This is a genomic window from Sphingopyxis sp. (genome assembly GCF_035998965.1).
Classification (GTDB): Bacteria; Pseudomonadota; Alphaproteobacteria; order Sphingomonadales; family Sphingomonadaceae; genus Sphingopyxis.
In genome coordinates, this window is the sequence record NZ_DASYHE010000057.1 from 25,327 (window position 1) to 42,389 (window position 17,063).

Annotated in this window: 17 protein-coding genes; 10 read left to right on the top strand and 7 right to left on the bottom strand. The window is 60.4% G+C overall.

Features of this window, described 5'->3' with window-relative positions; translation table 11 throughout:
- The first annotated feature begins 14 nt into the window (after nt 1-14).
- Both VGN68_RS10400 and VGN68_RS10405 read left to right on the top strand, forming a co-directional pair.
- Nucleotides 15-797 carry an SDR family NAD(P)-dependent oxidoreductase gene (locus tag VGN68_RS10400; protein ID WP_197411509.1) on the top strand — a complete coding sequence of 261 codons (783 nt, stop codon included), beginning with the start codon at nt 15-17 and terminating at the stop codon, nt 795-797.
- Between the two features lie 154 nt (nt 798-951).
- Nucleotides 952-1,620: a TetR/AcrR family transcriptional regulator gene (locus VGN68_RS10405; RefSeq protein ID WP_161786581.1), complete on the top strand. Its 669-nt coding sequence runs from the start codon at nt 952-954 to the stop codon at nt 1,618-1,620.
- A gap of 63 nt (nt 1,621-1,683) precedes the next feature.
- Here VGN68_RS10405 and VGN68_RS10410 read toward each other — a convergent pair whose 3' ends face one another.
- From VGN68_RS10410 to bphC, 7 genes are all read right to left on the bottom strand, one after another.
- A complete protein-coding gene (locus tag VGN68_RS10410; protein ID WP_327476405.1) occupies nt 1,684-3,309 on the bottom strand; it encodes a long-chain fatty acid--CoA ligase in 1,626 nt (541 codons plus the stop codon).
- 160 nt (nt 3,310-3,469) lie between these two features.
- Nucleotides 3,470-5,659: a TonB-dependent receptor gene (locus VGN68_RS10415; protein WP_231733416.1), complete on the bottom strand. Its 2,190-nt coding sequence runs from the start codon at nt 5,657-5,659 to the stop codon at nt 3,470-3,472.
- Nucleotides 5,660-5,683: 24 nt separating this feature from the next.
- Nucleotides 5,684-6,274, bottom strand: coding sequence for a 2-hydroxychromene-2-carboxylate isomerase (locus VGN68_RS10420; RefSeq protein ID WP_037557628.1), 591 nt, complete (start codon nt 6,272-6,274; stop codon nt 5,684-5,686).
- Nucleotides 6,271-7,461 (bottom strand): aromatic ring-hydroxylating dioxygenase subunit alpha, encoded by a 1,191-nt coding sequence (locus tag VGN68_RS10425; RefSeq protein ID WP_306997167.1) that lies wholly within the window; start codon nt 7,459-7,461, stop codon nt 6,271-6,273. Before VGN68_RS10425 ends, VGN68_RS10420 begins: the two co-directional genes overlap by 4 nt.
- A 100-nt stretch (nt 7,462-7,561) precedes the next feature.
- Nucleotides 7,562-8,050: an aromatic-ring-hydroxylating dioxygenase subunit beta gene (locus VGN68_RS10430; protein ID WP_037557630.1), complete on the bottom strand. Its 489-nt coding sequence runs from the start codon at nt 8,048-8,050 to the stop codon at nt 7,562-7,564.
- Nucleotides 8,051-8,054: 4 nt separating this feature from the next.
- A complete protein-coding gene (locus VGN68_RS10435; RefSeq protein WP_037557710.1) occupies nt 8,055-8,381 on the bottom strand; it encodes a non-heme iron oxygenase ferredoxin subunit in 327 nt (108 codons plus the stop codon).
- 37 nt (nt 8,382-8,418) lie between these two features.
- A complete protein-coding gene (bphC, locus tag VGN68_RS10440; protein WP_037557631.1) occupies nt 8,419-9,318 on the bottom strand; it encodes a biphenyl-2,3-diol 1,2-dioxygenase in 900 nt (299 codons plus the stop codon).
- A 247-nt stretch (nt 9,319-9,565) separates the two neighbouring features.
- Between bphC and VGN68_RS10445 the strand changes: the two genes are divergently transcribed.
- The 8 genes from VGN68_RS10445 to VGN68_RS10480 all read left to right on the top strand — a co-directional run bounded on the left by VGN68_RS10445 (nt 9,566) and on the right by VGN68_RS10480 (nt 17,062).
- Nucleotides 9,566-10,978: a Rieske 2Fe-2S domain-containing protein gene (locus VGN68_RS10445; RefSeq protein ID WP_052182494.1), complete on the top strand. Its 1,413-nt coding sequence runs from the start codon at nt 9,566-9,568 to the stop codon at nt 10,976-10,978.
- Nucleotides 10,975-11,469 (top strand): aromatic-ring-hydroxylating dioxygenase subunit beta, encoded by a 495-nt coding sequence (locus tag VGN68_RS10450; protein WP_037557632.1) that lies wholly within the window; start codon nt 10,975-10,977, stop codon nt 11,467-11,469. The genes VGN68_RS10445 and VGN68_RS10450 overlap by 4 nt, the downstream gene beginning before the upstream one ends.
- A complete protein-coding gene (locus tag VGN68_RS10455) occupies nt 11,453-12,475 on the top strand; it encodes a PdxA family dehydrogenase (protein ID WP_052182495.1) in 1,023 nt (340 codons plus the stop codon). Before VGN68_RS10450 ends, VGN68_RS10455 begins: the two co-directional genes overlap by 17 nt.
- A gap of 72 nt (nt 12,476-12,547) precedes the next feature.
- A complete protein-coding gene (gstA, locus tag VGN68_RS10460; RefSeq protein WP_037557634.1) occupies nt 12,548-13,153 on the top strand; it encodes a glutathione transferase GstA in 606 nt (201 codons plus the stop codon).
- Nucleotides 13,154-13,323: 170 nt separating this feature from the next.
- A complete protein-coding gene (locus tag VGN68_RS10465; protein WP_037557636.1) occupies nt 13,324-14,172 on the top strand; it encodes an alpha/beta fold hydrolase in 849 nt (282 codons plus the stop codon).
- Between the two features lie 19 nt (nt 14,173-14,191).
- Nucleotides 14,192-15,115 carry a catechol 2,3-dioxygenase gene (locus VGN68_RS10470; protein WP_037557638.1) on the top strand — a complete coding sequence of 308 codons (924 nt, stop codon included), beginning with the start codon at nt 14,192-14,194 and terminating at the stop codon, nt 15,113-15,115.
- A gap of 48 nt (nt 15,116-15,163) precedes the next feature.
- The gene (locus VGN68_RS10475; protein WP_231740077.1) at nt 15,164-15,550 is read left to right on the top strand and encodes a GlcG/HbpS family heme-binding protein; all 387 of its coding nucleotides are present in this window, start codon (nt 15,164-15,166) and stop codon (nt 15,548-15,550) included.
- Nucleotides 15,551-17,062 carry a 2-hydroxymuconic semialdehyde dehydrogenase gene (locus VGN68_RS10480; protein ID WP_052182496.1) on the top strand — a complete coding sequence of 504 codons (1,512 nt, stop codon included), beginning with the start codon at nt 15,551-15,553 and terminating at the stop codon, nt 17,060-17,062. It abuts the gene before it with no gap.
- The last annotated feature ends 1 nt before the right edge of the window (nt 17,063 follow it).

Below are 17,063 nucleotides of genomic sequence, written 5' to 3' on the forward strand. Positions count from 1 at the left end.
AAAGAGGAAACGATATGACCGACATGACCAAGACAGACACCTTCGCGGGGCGCGTCGCGCTCATCACGGGCGCGGGACAAGGAATCGGGCGGGTTTTCGCCAAAGGCTTCGCGCGCGCCGGTGCGAAAATCGCCATCGTCGAACTGAACGAAGACAGCGGACGGTCGGTAGCGGCCGAGGTCGAAGCGGAATGTGGCGCCGGCACCGTTATCGCCATTCGGGCCGATGTGGCCGATCCGGCAGCCGTCGACGCCGCCATAGCGGAGACATTGGAGGCCTTTGGCCGCATTGACGTCGCCATCAACAATGCGGCGATCTTCTCGACGCTGAAAATGCGGCCCTTCGAGGAAATCCCGTTTGACGAGTGGAGACAGGTCATGCGCGTGAACGTCGATGGCGTAATGCTGGTGTCCAAGGCGTGCGCGCCGGTAATGCGAGGTAATCGTCATGGGCGCATCATCAACATCTCGTCCGGGGTGGTGACTATGGGCCGACCGCACTATTTACATTATGTGGCTTCCAAAGCGGCGGTGGTCGGTATGACGCGCGCCATGGCGCGTGAACTCGGCGCCGACGGGATCACGGTGAATGCGCTGCTTCCGGGCGCAACCTTCACGGAGATCGAGCGCGAGACGGTGACGCCCGCGCAAAAGACCCAGATATTGAACATGCAGTGCATCAAGCGCCACGAGACCGCAGACGACTTGCTCGCCGCAGCGCTTTACCTCGCGTCCGACGGCGCAGAATTTGTGACGGGCCAGTCGATAGCCGTCGATGGCGGTACGACGTTTCGCTGAACAGGCCCGCAACGAGGCGGGCGGAATGGCCAGCCGGGTGCGGACGGCATCCTGTTGCATCTCGCAGCTATGACTTTGACAAGCCCGATAGGAAAGCTATGCCATCTGTACGTTCGGCCGCATGAGGGTCTCGGCAAGAGGTGTAGCAGACGCAGTGGCGGACATTTCCCCAGCTCACGACAATTCGCACAAGCCACAAGGCGAACGCAGTAGAAAGATGCGGGCTCGAATCCTTTCGGCCGCTATCAATCTGTTGCGCGAGAAAGGTTATTCGGCGTTTCGCGTCGCAGACGTTGCCGAAAGCGCAGGCGTCTCTCGCGGAGCGCAGCTTCACCATTTTCCGACAAAGGACCAACTAGTCGCCGCCTGCCTGGAGCAGGTTTTTTCGGCAGCCCTCGAGAAGGCGACCGTTGCCGCGGGTAAGGCTATCGAAGATGACGGCCTCCTCGAGGCTGCATGCGACGATGCAGAGGCATTCTTCTACGGTGAAGATTTTTTGATCGCGCTCGACCTCGTCATCTCGGGAAACAAGCTTCGGGCCCTCGCCGACGATGTTCGCGGTATGTCGCAGCAACGACGCGTCGGGGCCGAGCAAGTCTGGGTCAGCCGTTTTGCCAAGACCGGCCTGTCTCCGTCTGACGCCGAAGACATATTGTGGCTGCTGTGGAGCGTGCTCCGCGGATTGGCGGTGCGAGCCCAGATCGGAAAGGACCCCGAGCGGGCAAGGCGCGTCACCGAGCTGACAATTGCCTTGCTGTCCGGCTATGCGCAGTCGCTGCGGGAGCGGAACGACGGGACGGGCGGCCCAGACGCTATTGGTTGAAGCTTGCGATGACAAGCTTCTCGCCGCGCAGTGATTGCTGCCGAACCATCGGGTCCCGTTCCCTCAAGCCGCGTAGACATTACCATAGCGTTCGCGCAGTTGCTTCTTGTCGATTTTCCCTGTTGCCGTAAGTGGCACCGCGCCGACGAGGATGCGATCGGGCAGCTGCCATTTCGCGAATTCCGCGGATAGGGTTGATAGAATTTCCTTTTCGTCGGGAAGGATTCCATCATGAGGCTCGACGATCAAGAGCGGGCGCTCTTCCCATTTAGGGTGCGGAATGCCGACGACCGCGGCGATCTTGACCCCGCTGCACCCAGCGGCAACATTCTCAAGGTCGATTGAGCTGATCCACTCTCCTCCCGACTTGATGACATCTTTGGTGCGGTCTGTGATTCGCATGAACCCCTGGGCCTCGAGTGTCGCAACGTCGCCGGTATCGAACCACCCGTCGACATCGGTGCAATCCGCCGGCTGACGAAAATAGCGCTGAACCACCCACGGACCCCGCACCTGTAGCGCGCCTGCCGTCGCCCCATCGTGGGGGCAGGGGTGCCCGTCTTCGCCCAAGATGCGCATCTCGACGCCGAACTGGAGCCGTCCCTGCCGCGTCCACAATATATCCTGCATCGCTGCCTCGCCGAGGTCCGCGACGGCCGGCGTCGGTGTTGCGATCACACCGAGCGGGCAGGTCTCGGTCATTCCCCAGAGCTGAAGGACATCGACATCATGGTCGGCCTTGAAGCTTTCTGCCATCGCGCGAGGTACGGCGGAGCCCCCGATCATAATCCGCTTGAGCGTTCCCGTGTCGCCGCCGGTTGCCTCGAGGTGGGCGAGATACATGGTCCAGATCGTGGGCACCCCACCGGTAAAAGAAACCGCCTCCCCTCGGATTAGGGCCTGGAGGCTAGGACCGTCCATGCGGTCGCCAGGAAGAACGAGCTTGGCGCCGCAGAGCGGCGCCACGAACGGAAGGCCCCAGGCGGTGGCGTGATAGAGCGAGGAGCAAGGCATCACGCAATCGAACGACGTGAGGCCGAACGCGCTCGCCAAGCCCGCTCCCATCGCATGCAGAACGACTGCCCGGTGGCTGTAGAGAACCCCCTTGGGATCGCCTGTGGTCCCCGAGGTGTAACAAAGAAACGCCCCGGAATTTTCATCGATTTCGGGCCAGGTGATCGAGACCGGTGCCGACGCGAGCAAGGGCTCATAGGCCAGCGCCCCGAACCCCTCGCCGATGCCGACGCCTTCGTCGGACAGTACGATGTATTTTTCGATATGCGGGAGGCTGGGCGCAAGCCGCTCGACGAGCGCGGCGAGGTTGGGCTCGAACGCCAATATGCGACTCTCGGCATGGTTCAAGGTAAAGATCAGCTGATCGTCGGGGAGCCGGGGGTTGGCGGTGTGAAGCACTGCCCCAAGGCCCGGGACCGCGTAGAAGAGTTCCAAATGCCGGTGCGTGTTCCAGGCGAGCGACGATATCCGGTCACCGCTCCCGATCCCGGCAAGGGTGAACATGTTGGCAGCCTGCGCTACCCGGCGGGCGAGCGCTGCATAATCATAACGCCACAACCGATCGCTGCCGATTTCGCGCGACACCACTTCCCGGGTTGCGTGCGCGGCGGCGGCATATGTCAGGATCGTGCCGATCGCCAGTTGCGCAGGCTGCATTTGTCCCGTGATCGTCATGCATGCATCCTTCGACAAGTAGCAGTTGAACGGACCGTCTTTACGCGACAGCAAACAAAGTCCGCCAGCACAAGCCACCGAGGCTCATGCTGGCGGACACGGCGGCAGCCCGGCCGCACGCGATCCGCGGGATCAAGCCCTTGGACCGCGTTTGGGCGCGTCAGAACCGGAGTTCGGCGCTGACGCCCACTTTTCTTGGCTGTTCGTAAAAGCCGTCAGTTGCCTGCGCCCCGACACGAATGGTCTGGAAGACCTTTTCGTTGGTGAGGTTGGTCGCCCAGAGGCTGAATTTCCAGCGATCACCGGTTGGGGCAAAGGATATCGACGCATTGGTAAGGGTATAGCTCGGCTGGGAGAAAATATTCTGGAAGTCATAATAGAGCCGGGTCGAGTAGAAGGTGTTGACCGAGACCCCAAGGCGCCCTGCATCGAACTCATGGCCCCAATCGACCCCCAGGTTGAACGTCCACTTCGGGGCGCGGGTCATCACGTTACCCGACGCGTCCGCCGGGGCAACAGTGTTGCCTCCGTCGGGGCGCGGGAAAAAGCTCTGCGCGAGCGGAAAATCACGATAGCGCGCGTGGCTGTAGGCCGCCGAGCCGCGGATGTTGAGATCGTCAATCGGTTGGATAATCGCCTCGAACTCGCCGCCATAGATTTTGGCGCTCGCTGCGTTCTGCAGGACGTAGCTCGGACCCGACGCGTCTTTGGCCTGAACTTGCAGATCGTCGTACGTATAGTGATAAACGGCGAGGTTCGTGCGGAGCCAATTGAAGGGGTCGACCTTGATGCCGGCCTCCCATGCCTTGATGTTCTCGGGATTGACCGGATTCGGCGATGTGCCCGCCATATTGTAGACGCCGCTTTTGAATGCGGTGCCATAGCTTGCATAAATGCTTCCGTCGGGTGCGAACTGGTACCGGACTGCGCCGCGATAGTTGAACTTGTTGAACGACTTGGCGGTCTTCGGAACGACCAGATTTCCATTAACGACCTGTTCGAAGGTCCGCCGCTCGGTGGTGTACCGCGCGCCGACAGTGATGAACAGGTCGTCGACGATCTCGTAGGTTCCTTCGGCAAAGCCCGCGAACGAGCGACCCGATAGTGCGGGATCAAGGTTGAGGGTGGTCGGAGGGATTCCAGGCCCCGGCGACGTGACGAGATCCAACTCAGTATGACCGCCGAACTGGTAGAAATAGCCGCCCAGGAGCCACTGGAATCGGCCGGGGTCGGCAGACGTGAACTTGATTTCCTGGCTCCCCGATTCCGTCGCAAATGTTGCAGGGAAATTACCGAGGAAGATGTTCGAGGCGTCCGAATCGGTTTCCTGGTACCAGCGCAGATTCATGAAGCCGCTCGTCGCCTCGAGGTTGAAGCCGTCGAACTCGAGTTTTACATGCAGCGCCGCACTCCAGCGCCGTAAGTCCAGCGTAGGAATGCTGGTCAGTGACGCCTGCCAAGCGTCGGTCGGAAGTATAACGCCCGGGAAGCGACGGCCGGCCGTATTCCCATTGACCGGCTGGGGCGAATTGGTCGTGCTGTTCTGGTCGAAGAATTCGCCGGTCAGGATGACCTTGGCATTGTCGGAAGGCTGCCACAGCAGCTTGCTGCGAAAGTTGATCACTTGCTGGTCGCCGAGCGTGCCGCCGCGCACCAGATCGTCGATATAGCCGTCGTTCTTGCGATAGAGGGCGGCAAAATCGGCAGCCAATTTATCGCTAAGGCCGCCGGTGATATAGAAGCGGGCATCATAATCGCCCGCGTCCCTCCGCATGCGGCCGTAACGCAGCGACGCCTTGCCGCGCAGGTCAAAACTGGGGTCGGGGGTAATCACGTTGATCAGGCCGCCGGTGGCGTTGCGGCCAAATGTCGTGCCTTGCGGTCCGCGCAGCACTTCCACGCGCTCGACTTCGACGAGATCGATCCAGTTGGCGGCCGACTCTGGCTGGTAGACACCATCGACATAGGTGGCGATGTTTGGCTCGTCGCCGATCGAGATGCCGGTCGACCCGACGCCGCGAATGACGGGCTGGAAGACACCCATGTTGCGGCTCCCGATGAATCCGGGAACCACCTGGGTCAACGAGCGCACCGTCGAAACATCTGCCGCCGAGAGCGAATCGCCGGTGATCGCGGTCACGGCGACAGCAACGTCCTGCAGACGCTCCTCGCGGCGCGTGGCCGTCACGATGATGTCGGAGATACCCGAACTCGACTGCGCCTCGGGCTCGGGTTCGGCAGCCGGGGCCGTATCCTGGGCTTGGCCGGCCGCGCTCCAGGCCAGTGCGAAAAGTGCGATGCCGCTCGCGAGGGCGCGCCCGCTATTATAACTGTTGGTCCTCATGTCCATTCTCCCTCTCCCTGATTCTTTTTTTCAATTCGTCCGCACATGCTCTTCAAGAAAATCCAGCCGGTCGTTTCCCCAGAATATCTGGTCGTCGACAAACATAAGCGGCGCGCCGAATACGCCGCGGGCGTAAGCTTTCGACCGCGCTTCGCGATAGGCGCGCTTGCCCTCTTTCGAATCCACGAAGGCCATGACGGCATCGGCTTCGAGACCCGCCGTTGCCGCCGAGGCGCGCAATTCGTCCCGGTCTCGCGGATCGATTCCGAGGCCCCAGATGCGCCGATAGGCATCCCGCACGAAGCCTTCGGCGGCACCGTGACGGGCCGCGAAGATTGCGGCTGTGTTCCAGCCTCCGCACTCGAAGCTCGATGGAAAGGTAAGCGGCACGTCGTACCGCCGAGCCCAACGCTGCAGATCCGCGGTCAGAACCTTTATCTTCGCCGGCACCTCGCGGTTGGACGGGCCGTAATTGCCCGCCGCAATCTTTGCTTCGGGGATGTCGATGGGATGATAGGCGAGCGCCCGGCCGTGCCGACGCGCAATCTCCGGCAGACGCAACTGTGCGAGATAGCTGAACGGGCTGATGAAATCGAAGTAGAAATCAATGGTGGCGGTCATGAGACCCTCTCTTCGATTCCCACCATCTCGCGGTAATTTTGCCAGAAGCCGATGATGGCCCCTTCCGTGACAAGATGATCCGCATCATCGGCGCCGCCGCCGCCCATCGCGATATAGGATCTTGCCTTTCTGTCCGAGCTGACCGCCTGCTGCACGATCTCGACCGCCTCGCCATCCTCCATCGAGATCATGCCCGCCGGTCCGATGAGGTTCGATTGCTTGAGGCGGATCGCGTCCATCTCCGCATCATCGTCCGCATAGCCAAATTGGGTCCACACGAGCTCGAACGAATCCGGTCCGTGGGTGACGATCTGGCGAACCGCGAGCGTGTTCGAGATCTGCTGCAAAATCAGGTTGGGATAAAGGGCCAGGATGACGAGGGTGATGCCGTCCGGAAACTCGCTCCGGCCCGCGAGCAGCGACGGATCCTGGAGCGAGAAGCTCGTGTCGAAGCTGCGCGAGTCCTGATAGACTTCGCTGTCGCGCGCCGCGTCGTTGCTGCCCGCCTTCGAATAAAGGAACGAATGCCGCTTGCTCTCGTCCATCAGGCATTCGCCGGTTTGCGTCGAACGATAGAGGCCGAAAGTATTGTGAAACAGATGGAGGAGGCTTGCGTGATAGGGGTCGCGCGTATTTTCGGCGTATAGCTTCCAGTTGCCGTGGATGAACTGGCGTTGATTGCCCAATATCTTGATCGGGCGGCACATGATCCGCTCGACATGCTTGGTGATGAGCGGACCGAGATAGTCCGTCAGCGGCTCCACTTCTTGCGAGAATGTCGCGAAAACCAGCCCATTCAACGCTTCGACGCGCAGCTTGACCAAGCCATGTTGCTTGAGATCGAAATCCGCCGGCATCCCCCCCTTGCCCTTGATCCCGCGGCGGAACGGGACGCCCATGAGGTCTCCGTTCAATTCATAAGCCCATTGATGATAAACGCATTCGAGATGCGGCACATTGCCTTGGCGTGCGCGGCATACCGTCGCGCCGCGATGCGCGCAGCGGTTCACAACGACATGGAGGCTCTGGTCCTTGTCCCGCGTCACAACGACCGGCGTGTCGCCGATGAAGGTCGATTTGAAATCACCGGGGTTCGGGACTTCGGCCTCGAGCGCAACGAAGTTCCAGGTGGGGCCGCGGAAGAGATGCTCCTGTTCGGCCTTGTAAAAGGCATCATCCGTGAACACGGAATATGGTATCCGGCAGCCAATGGGCTCCTCGGTGTCGGTCGACACTTTACCTACGGCCGTATCTTGAACATTGAGCATATCGCAACCTCGAAATGGGCTAAATGGGGCGGACCATCAAAGTGTCGATCAGGTCCGTGTCGAAAATCGCCTTCTTTGACCGAAAAAGAAATTTCCCGGACGAAAACACTATTTCATCGACATATTTACCAGCATTATACACAAATGATCGGCCGGTGTTTCTTGTCTGGAGCACTAGATAGTTTGTATGTGCCACAACCGCATCTGAACGAACCTCGTGAATGCGGCTGGTGCTGATGATGTGTCGATAGTGATGGACCGGAAAAATGTTGGCGCGCCGGAGCGAGACGATGCGGTCTACAAGCATGCCCCTGCTGTCACAGAAGATCGTCGCAACCGGCAATCCGCGGTCGGCATTCTCTCGCGGCAATACGGAATAGTGGCAGTCCTCGACGAACAGATCGGGCCACGCTTCGAGCTGATCGTCGTCAATCAGCTCGGCGTGCAGGGCAATAAGGTCCGTCACTTCCCGGAGGAGCTCGGTGCGAGGCAGAGTGGAAAGGTCCATAGCCTCAGCTCTCCGGCGCACCGGGAGCGTCGATCGTCACCCAGCCGTCCTCGATCGTCACTTCATAGGTCTTAAGCGGGATCTGGCAGGGATAAGTTGTCGCGGCTCCGCTCGGAATGTCGAAGGCGCCGCCATGATAGGGGCATTCGATCGTCGCACCGTCCTGATAGCCATCGGTAAGCTGCGCGTTGCCGTGCGTACATGTGTTGGCCGTGACATAAATCTGGCCATCGACGTTATAGACCGCGAGCGCCGGGAAGGCGCCTGCCGGTATCGCAACCGGCTCGCCGTCCTGGGGGGCGTCAATTGGGCACAGGCGAAGTCTCTCCATTTCAATCACATCCATCTCTTGAAATATCCTAAGGTGGTCAGCCGAGGGGGATGTCCATTCCGTAGCCCTCGGCTTCATTTCCATGGCCGAAGAGGTCGCGCAGATAATGTTCCTGCTGCGGGCCCGCCTTTTTCGCTCCCCAGCCAAATTCCCACAGCCACCCTGACGGATTTGCGCAGTAGAATGTCAGCGCTTCGTCGTTCGCGTGCTTTCCGAGCTGGAGTGCGACATCGATCTTTCGTTCGCGCACCGAGTCGTGGGCAAGGCCAAGATCGTCGAGCTCGCTGTACTCGAGCATCAAATGGTTGATCCGCTTGTCCATCGGACCGAGGCCGAAAGCCACGGAATGTTGCCGGTCGTTGCAATGCATGAAATAGGGGGCAGCGACCTCACCGTTCGGCAAAGCGAGGTGGTACTCGACCGAGCCCCGCAGCCCGAGCAGCTGATAAAAGCGAACCGCTGCGGCCACATCATCTTGACGCAGGATGCAATGGCCGATCCCTTCGGCGCCGGTAACAAAACGACCGAACATCGGGCGGCCGGGATGAAAAGGGCGGTAATTGTCGACCTGGGGGCCGAAGAAGATTTCGGTGGGATTACCGCCCGGATCCTTGAGCTTGGCCAAGCCGAGGACCCGGCGCTCGCGCGCCGCTTCGTCGCTCGCTATTTCGACTTCGATATTCTGGACTGTCAGCTTCTCGACAATTTCGTCGAACTCTACCGGACCCGCAACGCGCCAGCCAAGATAGGCAAGATCGTCACCGCCATCAGCATGCAGCGTGATGCGGTGATGCCATTTGTCCATTCGCAGATACGCGCGGTCGCCTTCGCCTTCATCGACATATTCCATGCCGCCGACGCCGCACGCGAAGCTCTTCCATGCATCCAGATCAGATACCGACAAGCCTAGATAACCCAGCTCGGTCACGCCCACCATATTTCGCACTCCCAAATCTCAAGCCATTTTTGGCTTTTATACGCCTGAACCAGCCTGGTTGACGTGTCGCACATGATGCAACGCGATTCGAATAGGGCAATTTAGATCATTGTGCAACCCATTGCACAATGAGCCACGCATGCTATGTTGGGTCATTCGGGATCGGAAGAGTCCAAAGAGTTGAGCCGAGAATCGTTGATCCAAATAGTTGACCTACGAATCTCGGTGGCCGGAAATGGAGGAGAGGATGTTGCAACCTGACGGAAACGGCGCAGCCGTGGCAGAGCTTGAATCACTGCGTTCGCGTATCGATGCATGGCTCGTAAAAGACGAGGGAAGCGGCCGCTTTCAGATCGACCGGGAGGCCTTTACCGACGCGGACGTGTTCGCTCTCGAGCTGAAATATATCTTCGAGCGCAACTGGGTCTTCATTGCGCACGAGAGCCAGGTCGCAAAGCCGAACGACTTTCTCACGACTTTTATCGGCCGCCAGCCCGTCATCCTGACCCGCGACCGGGCCGGGGAATTGCATTGTCTGATCAATGCCTGCGCGCACCGCGGCGCGCGCGTTTGCCGCGAGAAGAGCGGAAACCGCCGCAACTTCACCTGCCCCTTCCACGGTTGGACCTATAATCCCGCGGGCCAACTCCTCGACGTGACAGATGAGGCTGGGGGTGGCTACGCGCCGGGCTTCAAGCGGGAAGACTATGGTCTAGAACATGTTGCGCGCATCGAGATTTACCGGGGCTTCATTTTCGCCAGTCTCAACCCCGAGGTCGTTCCTCTTGAGGACTATCTCGCGGGCGCGAAGACATTCATCGATCTCATGGTTGATCAGTCGGTCGAAGAGAAGCTCGAAGTTCTTCCAGGCGCTACGCGCTACCGCTATCGAGGGAACTGGAAGCTGCAGGTCGAAAATGGCCTCGACGGCTATCATATCGGCACGGTGCACGCGAATTACTTCATGACGGTCGCACGCCGGGTCGACGGGACATCGAAGAACGATACCAGGGCGTTCGATTTCGGTCGCTGGGCTCAGCTCGAGGGCGGCTCTTTCTCCTTCGACAACGGCCATTGCGTGCTCTGGAATGACTATGCAAACTATCAGGACCGGCCGAATTACGAAATCCTGGACTGGTTGAAGCGCGAGCGCGGCGAAGAGCGCGCTACCTGGATGAACGGCCGGATACGCAATCTGGAGCTGTTCCCTAACGTCTTCCTCATGGACCAGACGAGCACCCAGATCCGTATCATCCGGCCCATCTCGGTGGATGAGACCGAGGTGACAACCTACTGCATAGCTCCGGTGGGTGAGAGTGACGACGCCCGCGCCTTGCGCATCCGCCAGTATGAAGATTTCTTCAATGCAAGCGGCATGGCTACGCCGGACGACCTGACCGAGTTCAACAATTGCCAGGTCGGTTTCGGTGGCGGGGCTGGCCGGATGAACGACATGTCGCGGGGATCGACACGGTGGGTGCAAGGCGTCAGCAGCCACGGCGAAGCCCTGGGCGTCGACGCCATCCTTAGCGGCACGGCGGTGGCCGACGAGGGGCTTTACGTCGCGATCCACGACGAATGGATATTGCGCATGCGCGGAGCCATTGCGAGCGAAGAGGCCGAGCGCGCGTTACCCCCGAAGCCGGAGATGGCGAAATGAGCAGCGAAGTTGCGCAATGGACCGCGATCCAGCGATTTCTCGGGCGCGAAGCGGCCGCTCTCGATGCCAAGGATTGGGATAGCTGGATCGATCTATATCATCCCGATGCCGAATATTGGGTCCCCGCGTGGGATGACAGCGGCCGATTGACCGAGGACCCAAGGCGCGAGATTTCGCTGATCTATTATCCGACCCGGGCAGGGCTCGAGGACCGCGTCTATCGCATTCGGACGGGCCGGTCGTCGGCCAGTTCGCCGGCCCCGCGCACTTCCCATATCTTTTGCCTGCTCGCGGTCGACCATGAGGACGACGTCATTCGGGCGCGGACGAATTGGTCGGTGACCTCGGTCTTGGAGGATCGGCCGACGGTCTACAGTGGGTCGGCCATTTACGATCTCGAACCGATGGGCGACGCCTTTGTGATAAAACGCAAATATACCGTCGTCATCAACGACCTCGCGCAGACGATGCTCGATGTCTACAGCATTTGAGGTCGGCGTAGCGTCGCAGCAGGCCGGATTCCGGCCCTGCATCGGTACCATGGTCGGCGAGCCGGCAGGCATCGGACCCGAGGTTACCGTTCGCGCCTGGGCGTCAGGCCGCGTGCATGAGGTGTCGGTTCCCCTATTAGTGGGGTCGGCGGCCTCGGTCGAACGAGCGCTTGACCTGACTAAAGTGTCGGCCCGCCTGCGTGTCATGCGTTCGCTCGAGCCGCTCAGCGACGACCCGGCAGTCATCGATATCCTGGATACAGGTGCGCTGGACGACCGCGCGCTCCCCTTCGCGAAAGATACGCTCGAATCGGGCATTGCGACCGCCAAGTGGCTAGCCGAACTCGATGCGCTCGCGCGCGACGGGGTCTTCGCCGGCACAGTGATGGGTCCGATCAGCACCGGATCGCTTAAACTGGCGGGAAAGCTGGATATGGTGATCAGCCCGACGCCGGGCGAGAGTTATCTGCTCCTCCTCACCGGACCGCTCCGTGTCGCCCACCTCACCGATCATATGTCGATTCGGGCGGTCTGCGACCTCATCACGCCCGAGTTGATCGATACCGCCCTACAGCAAATCGACGCGGCGCTTCGAAGCTGGGGCGTCGCCAACCCCAGGATCGTGGTCGCGGGTCTCAATCCTCATGCCATCGGCGATGAGGAAGATCGTGCCATCGGTCCTGGAGTCGCGCGCGCGCGCGCGCGCGGCATCAATGTCGATGGACCATCCGCGCCCGATACCGTCTTTCGCCAATGTATCGAAGGCCGATACGATCTCGTGCTAGCGATGTTTCACGACCAAGGCCACATAGCCGTCAAGACATGGGGATTCTCGGGAAACTGCGTGATCATGATGGGGCCACCCTATCTCCATATGTCGGTCGCACACGGCACGGCATATGACATTGTGGGAACGGGCAAAGCCGATCCATCGATGATGCTGAGTGCCATGCGGACTTGTGGGGTGCTGACCGCCGGAAAGGGCTTTTCCGAGGTGGATCGCTGACGCGCCGGCCCAACTCCGGCGTGAAGCACGGCCATTCGCGCGCTGTGCTCAAGTCGTCCACAAGGATATGAGATGCTCCTTTACTATGCGCCTGGCCTTTGCTCGCTGGCACCGCACATCGCGCTGCGCCGGATAGGGGCAGAGTTCGATATTGAAAAAGTCGACATGCCCACGCGCAGAACCGAGCATGGCGCCGACTTCCGGTCGATAAAGCCTTCGGGAAAAATCCCTGCTCTCCTTCTGGATTCGGGCGAGCTTCTCACAGAGACGATAGCGATCCTTCTCTATGTTGCCGACCTGGCACCGCGCGCGGGGCTCGCCCCGCCGGCCGGAACAATCGCTCGCTACACGCTGACGGACAGCCTGAGCTTCATCGCCTCCGAGCTGCACAAGAGCTTCGTGCCGCTCTTCTCCAAAACCGCGGGGCCGGAGATCCGCGCTGAGGCAAAGCGGGACGTCATGCACCATCTCCAAGCGCTCGACCTGGAATTGACCGACAAGAATTATTGCTTCGGGGACGCCTTCACCGTGGCCGACGCCTATCTCTATTGCATCCTCGGGTGGCCCTCTCGAGTGGAGATCGGTCTCGCGGGCTTCCCCGCTTTGACGCGCTACCGCGCCCGGATGGAAGAGGAGCCCGGTGTCCTCGAAGCCGTGCGAGCCGAGAGCCTGAAGTGACCGGATCAGAGGCGCCGGTTTCATTTACCGGTTGCAAACGCGTTTCCCATGGTGCAAAACATTGTCCCAAGAGGGCTGCGACATGATGGCCCGTGGAACGGAGATTGAGTGATGCTTGAAGCCGTTTGGGGGCAGGTCGCCCGACATGATGATTACATGGTTGCTGGCCAATGAGTTCGGCGCCCGACATGGTCCGGCCCGAAATCGGCAAGACATTCGTCGCTGACGGGATCAAAACCAACTATCATGACACCGGCGAGGGCAGGCCGGTCCTCCTCGTCCACGGTTCGGGCCCCGGGGTCACGGCATGGGCGAACTGGCGGCTTAATATGCCCGAGATTGCTAAGGAATTCCGGGTCATTGCTCCCGACATGATTGGCTTCGGCTACAGCGACTCGGTGGGTCGGATCACCGACAAGGCCATCTGGACCAATCAACTGGTCCGTCTTCTCGACGACCTGGAAATCGACCAGGTCTCGATGGTCGGAAATTCCTTCGGCGGCGGCGTGACGCTCGCCTTCATGATCGCCCATCCCGACAGGGTCGATCGTGCCGTTTTGATGGGAGCGGCTGGACTTGAATTCCCGCTCACGCCGGCGCTCGATTTCGTCTGGGGTTATGAGCCATCCCGCGAAATGATGCATGAGTCGCTGAAGATGCTCGCATGGGACCAGAGCCGGCTGACCGACGATCTGATCGACTCCCGTTATCACGCGAGCATCCGCCCAGGAGCGCATGAGCCCTATCATGCGACGTTCGGCGGTTCCGACCGGCAGGCCAATATTGCTATGCTGTCGAGCCGCGAGGAAGATATCGCCGCGCTTCCCCATGAAGTGCTCGTCCTGCACGGCAAGGCCGACCAAGTCATTCCGCAAGAGGTGTCGCTGCGCCTCGGAAACCTGATCACACACTCAGACGTCCGCTTCTTTGGAGAGTGTGGCCATTGGGTACAGATCGAGCGGATGGCCAGTTTCAATCGCGCCGTGATCGAATTTTTCAGTCACGGCCTAAAATTTTAAATTTCCCGGGAGAGCGGTGATGGCAATTACAGGCGTGATGCGACCAGGCTTTGTCCAGATGCGCGTCCTCGATCTCGAGGAGGCCATCCCCCATTATCGCGACCGGATCGGGCTGGAACTCGTCGGTCGTTCGGGTGACCGGGCATTTTTCCGCGGGTTCGACGAATTCGATCGACACAGCGTCATCCTGCGCGAGGCGGATATGCCCGGTCTTGATCGGATCGGCTTCAAGGTTTGCCGCGACAGCGACCTCGAAATATTCGCAGACCGTTTGCAAGCCACCGGCGTCGACGTCGAATGGATCACCGCGGGCGAGGAAGAGGGCGTCGGACGCAAGCTGCGCTTCGCGGTTCCTACCGGGCATATCTTCGACCTTTACGCCGACATGGAATTATCGGCAGACGGTCCTCCCACAAAGAACCCGGACGTCTGGCACAGTGAGCCGCGCGGCATGCGCGCTATGCGATATGATCACTCGGCGCTCAACGGCATCGATGTCGCGGGATCGGCGCGAATCTTCGTCGAAGCGCTCGATTTTTCCGTTACCGAGGAACTCGTCGACGAAGCGAGCGGCACTCGGCTCGGCATCTTCCTGAGCTGTAGCAATAAGGCTCACGATATCGCGTTCCTTGCAGGCCCCGAGGATGCGAAAATCCACCATACATCGTTCCGCCTGGAATCCTGGAACGACGTCGGAAATGCTGCCGATATCATCAGTCGCTATGATATCTCACTCGATATCGGCCCGACGCGCCACGGTATCACGCGTGGTCAGACCATATATTTCTTCGACCCTTCGGGAAATCGGAACGAGACCTTTGCCGGCGGTTATGATTATTACCCCGATAATCCTCGCCGGTCGTGGGGCGTCGAACAGGCGGGCAAGGCGATTTTCTATTATGAAAAGGCGCTCAACGACCGCTTCATGACCGTCAATACCTGACTTCCTGCGATGGTCGAAAACTACCACACGATTGCACACGGGTCCGCCTTGGAGGCGGTCGCCGCTGCCGTAGGGCATGGCACCGCCGGCGGAACGCCCGTGGTCGCTGCGGTCGTGGGCGCGTCGGGGGAACTGGTCGCGTTCCTGAAAGGCGGCGCGGCTCCCTTTCACTCCGAAAAGATCGCTCAGGACAAAGCCTTCACGGCCGCAAGTTTCAAAGTGCCGACGGCAGCGGTCTACGAACTGGTCTCGGGCTCCGAAGCCTTATGCAACGGCATCGCGCATCAGCCGCGGGTCGTGATGTTCGGCGGCGGTGTCCCGATCATAGTCGATGGGAATTGCATCGGGGGAATTGGAGTCTCGGGCGGCTCCGAGGAGTTCGACATCGCCTGCGCCCGGGCAGCCGCCGCCTCGATTGGTGCGAAGGAGTTCTGAATGGTACAGGTTCAACAGCTTGCGGTCGAACCGGAAGAGAGAAACCGACCTGTCGCTGCGGATATCTTGAACTTTATCGACGGACGGTTCGTAAAGGGCGGCTCGGGGGCGACGTTCCCCAACATCGACCCCGCCACCGGTCGGGAGACGGGGCGCGTTCATGAGGCGACCCGTGAGGATGTGGATCGCGCTGTAGCGGCGGCCAAGCGTGCGCTCACAGGACCTTGGGGCAAAATGACAACAGCCGAGCGCATTCGGCTCATCGCTGCTGTTGCGGATGAGATCGAACGGCGCTCGGAAGACTTTCTCGATGCAGAAGTGGCCGATACGGGCAAGCCGAGAGCGGTCGCGGCGCACATCGATGTTCCGCGCGGCGCGTCGAACTTCCGGATGTTCGCCGACATCGTCACGACCCTCCCGACAGAATCGTTCGGTACCCCGACGCCTGACGGGAGCGGTGCGATCAATTACGCTGTGCGTAAACCGAAGGGTGTCATCGCGGTCGTCTGCCCGTGGAATTTCCCGCTCTTGCTGATGACCTGGAAAGTCGGCCCGGCGCTGGCCTGCGGGAACACCGTGATCGTCAAGCCGTCCGAAGAGACGCCGCGGACGGCAGCCCTTCTCGGCGAAGTGATGGACGCGGTCGGAATGCCCACGGGGGTCTACAACGTCGTCCACGGCTTCGGCCCCGGCGCAGCAGGCGAGTTCCTCACCGCCCATCCGGACGTCGATGCCATCACCTTCACAGGCGAAACCGGCACCGGGCAGGCCATAATGAAGCAGGCTGCCGTCGGCGTTCGCGACATCAGCTTCGAACTCGGCGGCAAAAATCCAGCGATCGTCTTCGCCGATGCCGATCTTGAGAAAGCAGCCGAAGGCATTTCGCGCGCCGCCTTTCTGAATAGCGGGCAAGTGTGCCTGGGGACCGAGCGTGTCTATGTCGAGCAATCCGTCTTCGAACCTTTCGTAGCCAAGCTTGCCGCTGCCGCTCGCGCACTGAAACCCGGGAACAAGGGTGATCCGCATTACCTCGGGCCGATGATCAGCGAAGAACATCGGCAGAAAGTGCTCGGATATTATGAGCGGGCGATCGCCGAAGGGGCAATCGCCGTTACGGGCGGCGGGGTACCCAACGTCGATGCCGCGGCGGCGGGCGGGTTCTGGGTCGAACCCACAATCTGGACCGGCCTCGCTCATGATTCGACCGTCATGCGGGAGGAGATTTTCGGTCCTTGCTGCGGGATCATTCCCTTCGACACCGAAGACGACGCGATAAGTTGGGCGAACGACACGGATTATGGCCTGTGCGCTACCGTCTGGACAGAAAATCTCTCTCGAGCTCATCGCGTCGCGGCGGCAATGTCCGTCGGCGTGTGCTGGGTGAACTGCTGGTTCCTGCGCGACCTGCGCACGGCATTCGGCGGTTCGGGGCAATCGGGAATAGGCCGCGAGGGCGGAGCGCACAGCCTCGAATTCTACACCGAGCTCGAAAACATCTGCGTGAAGATATGAT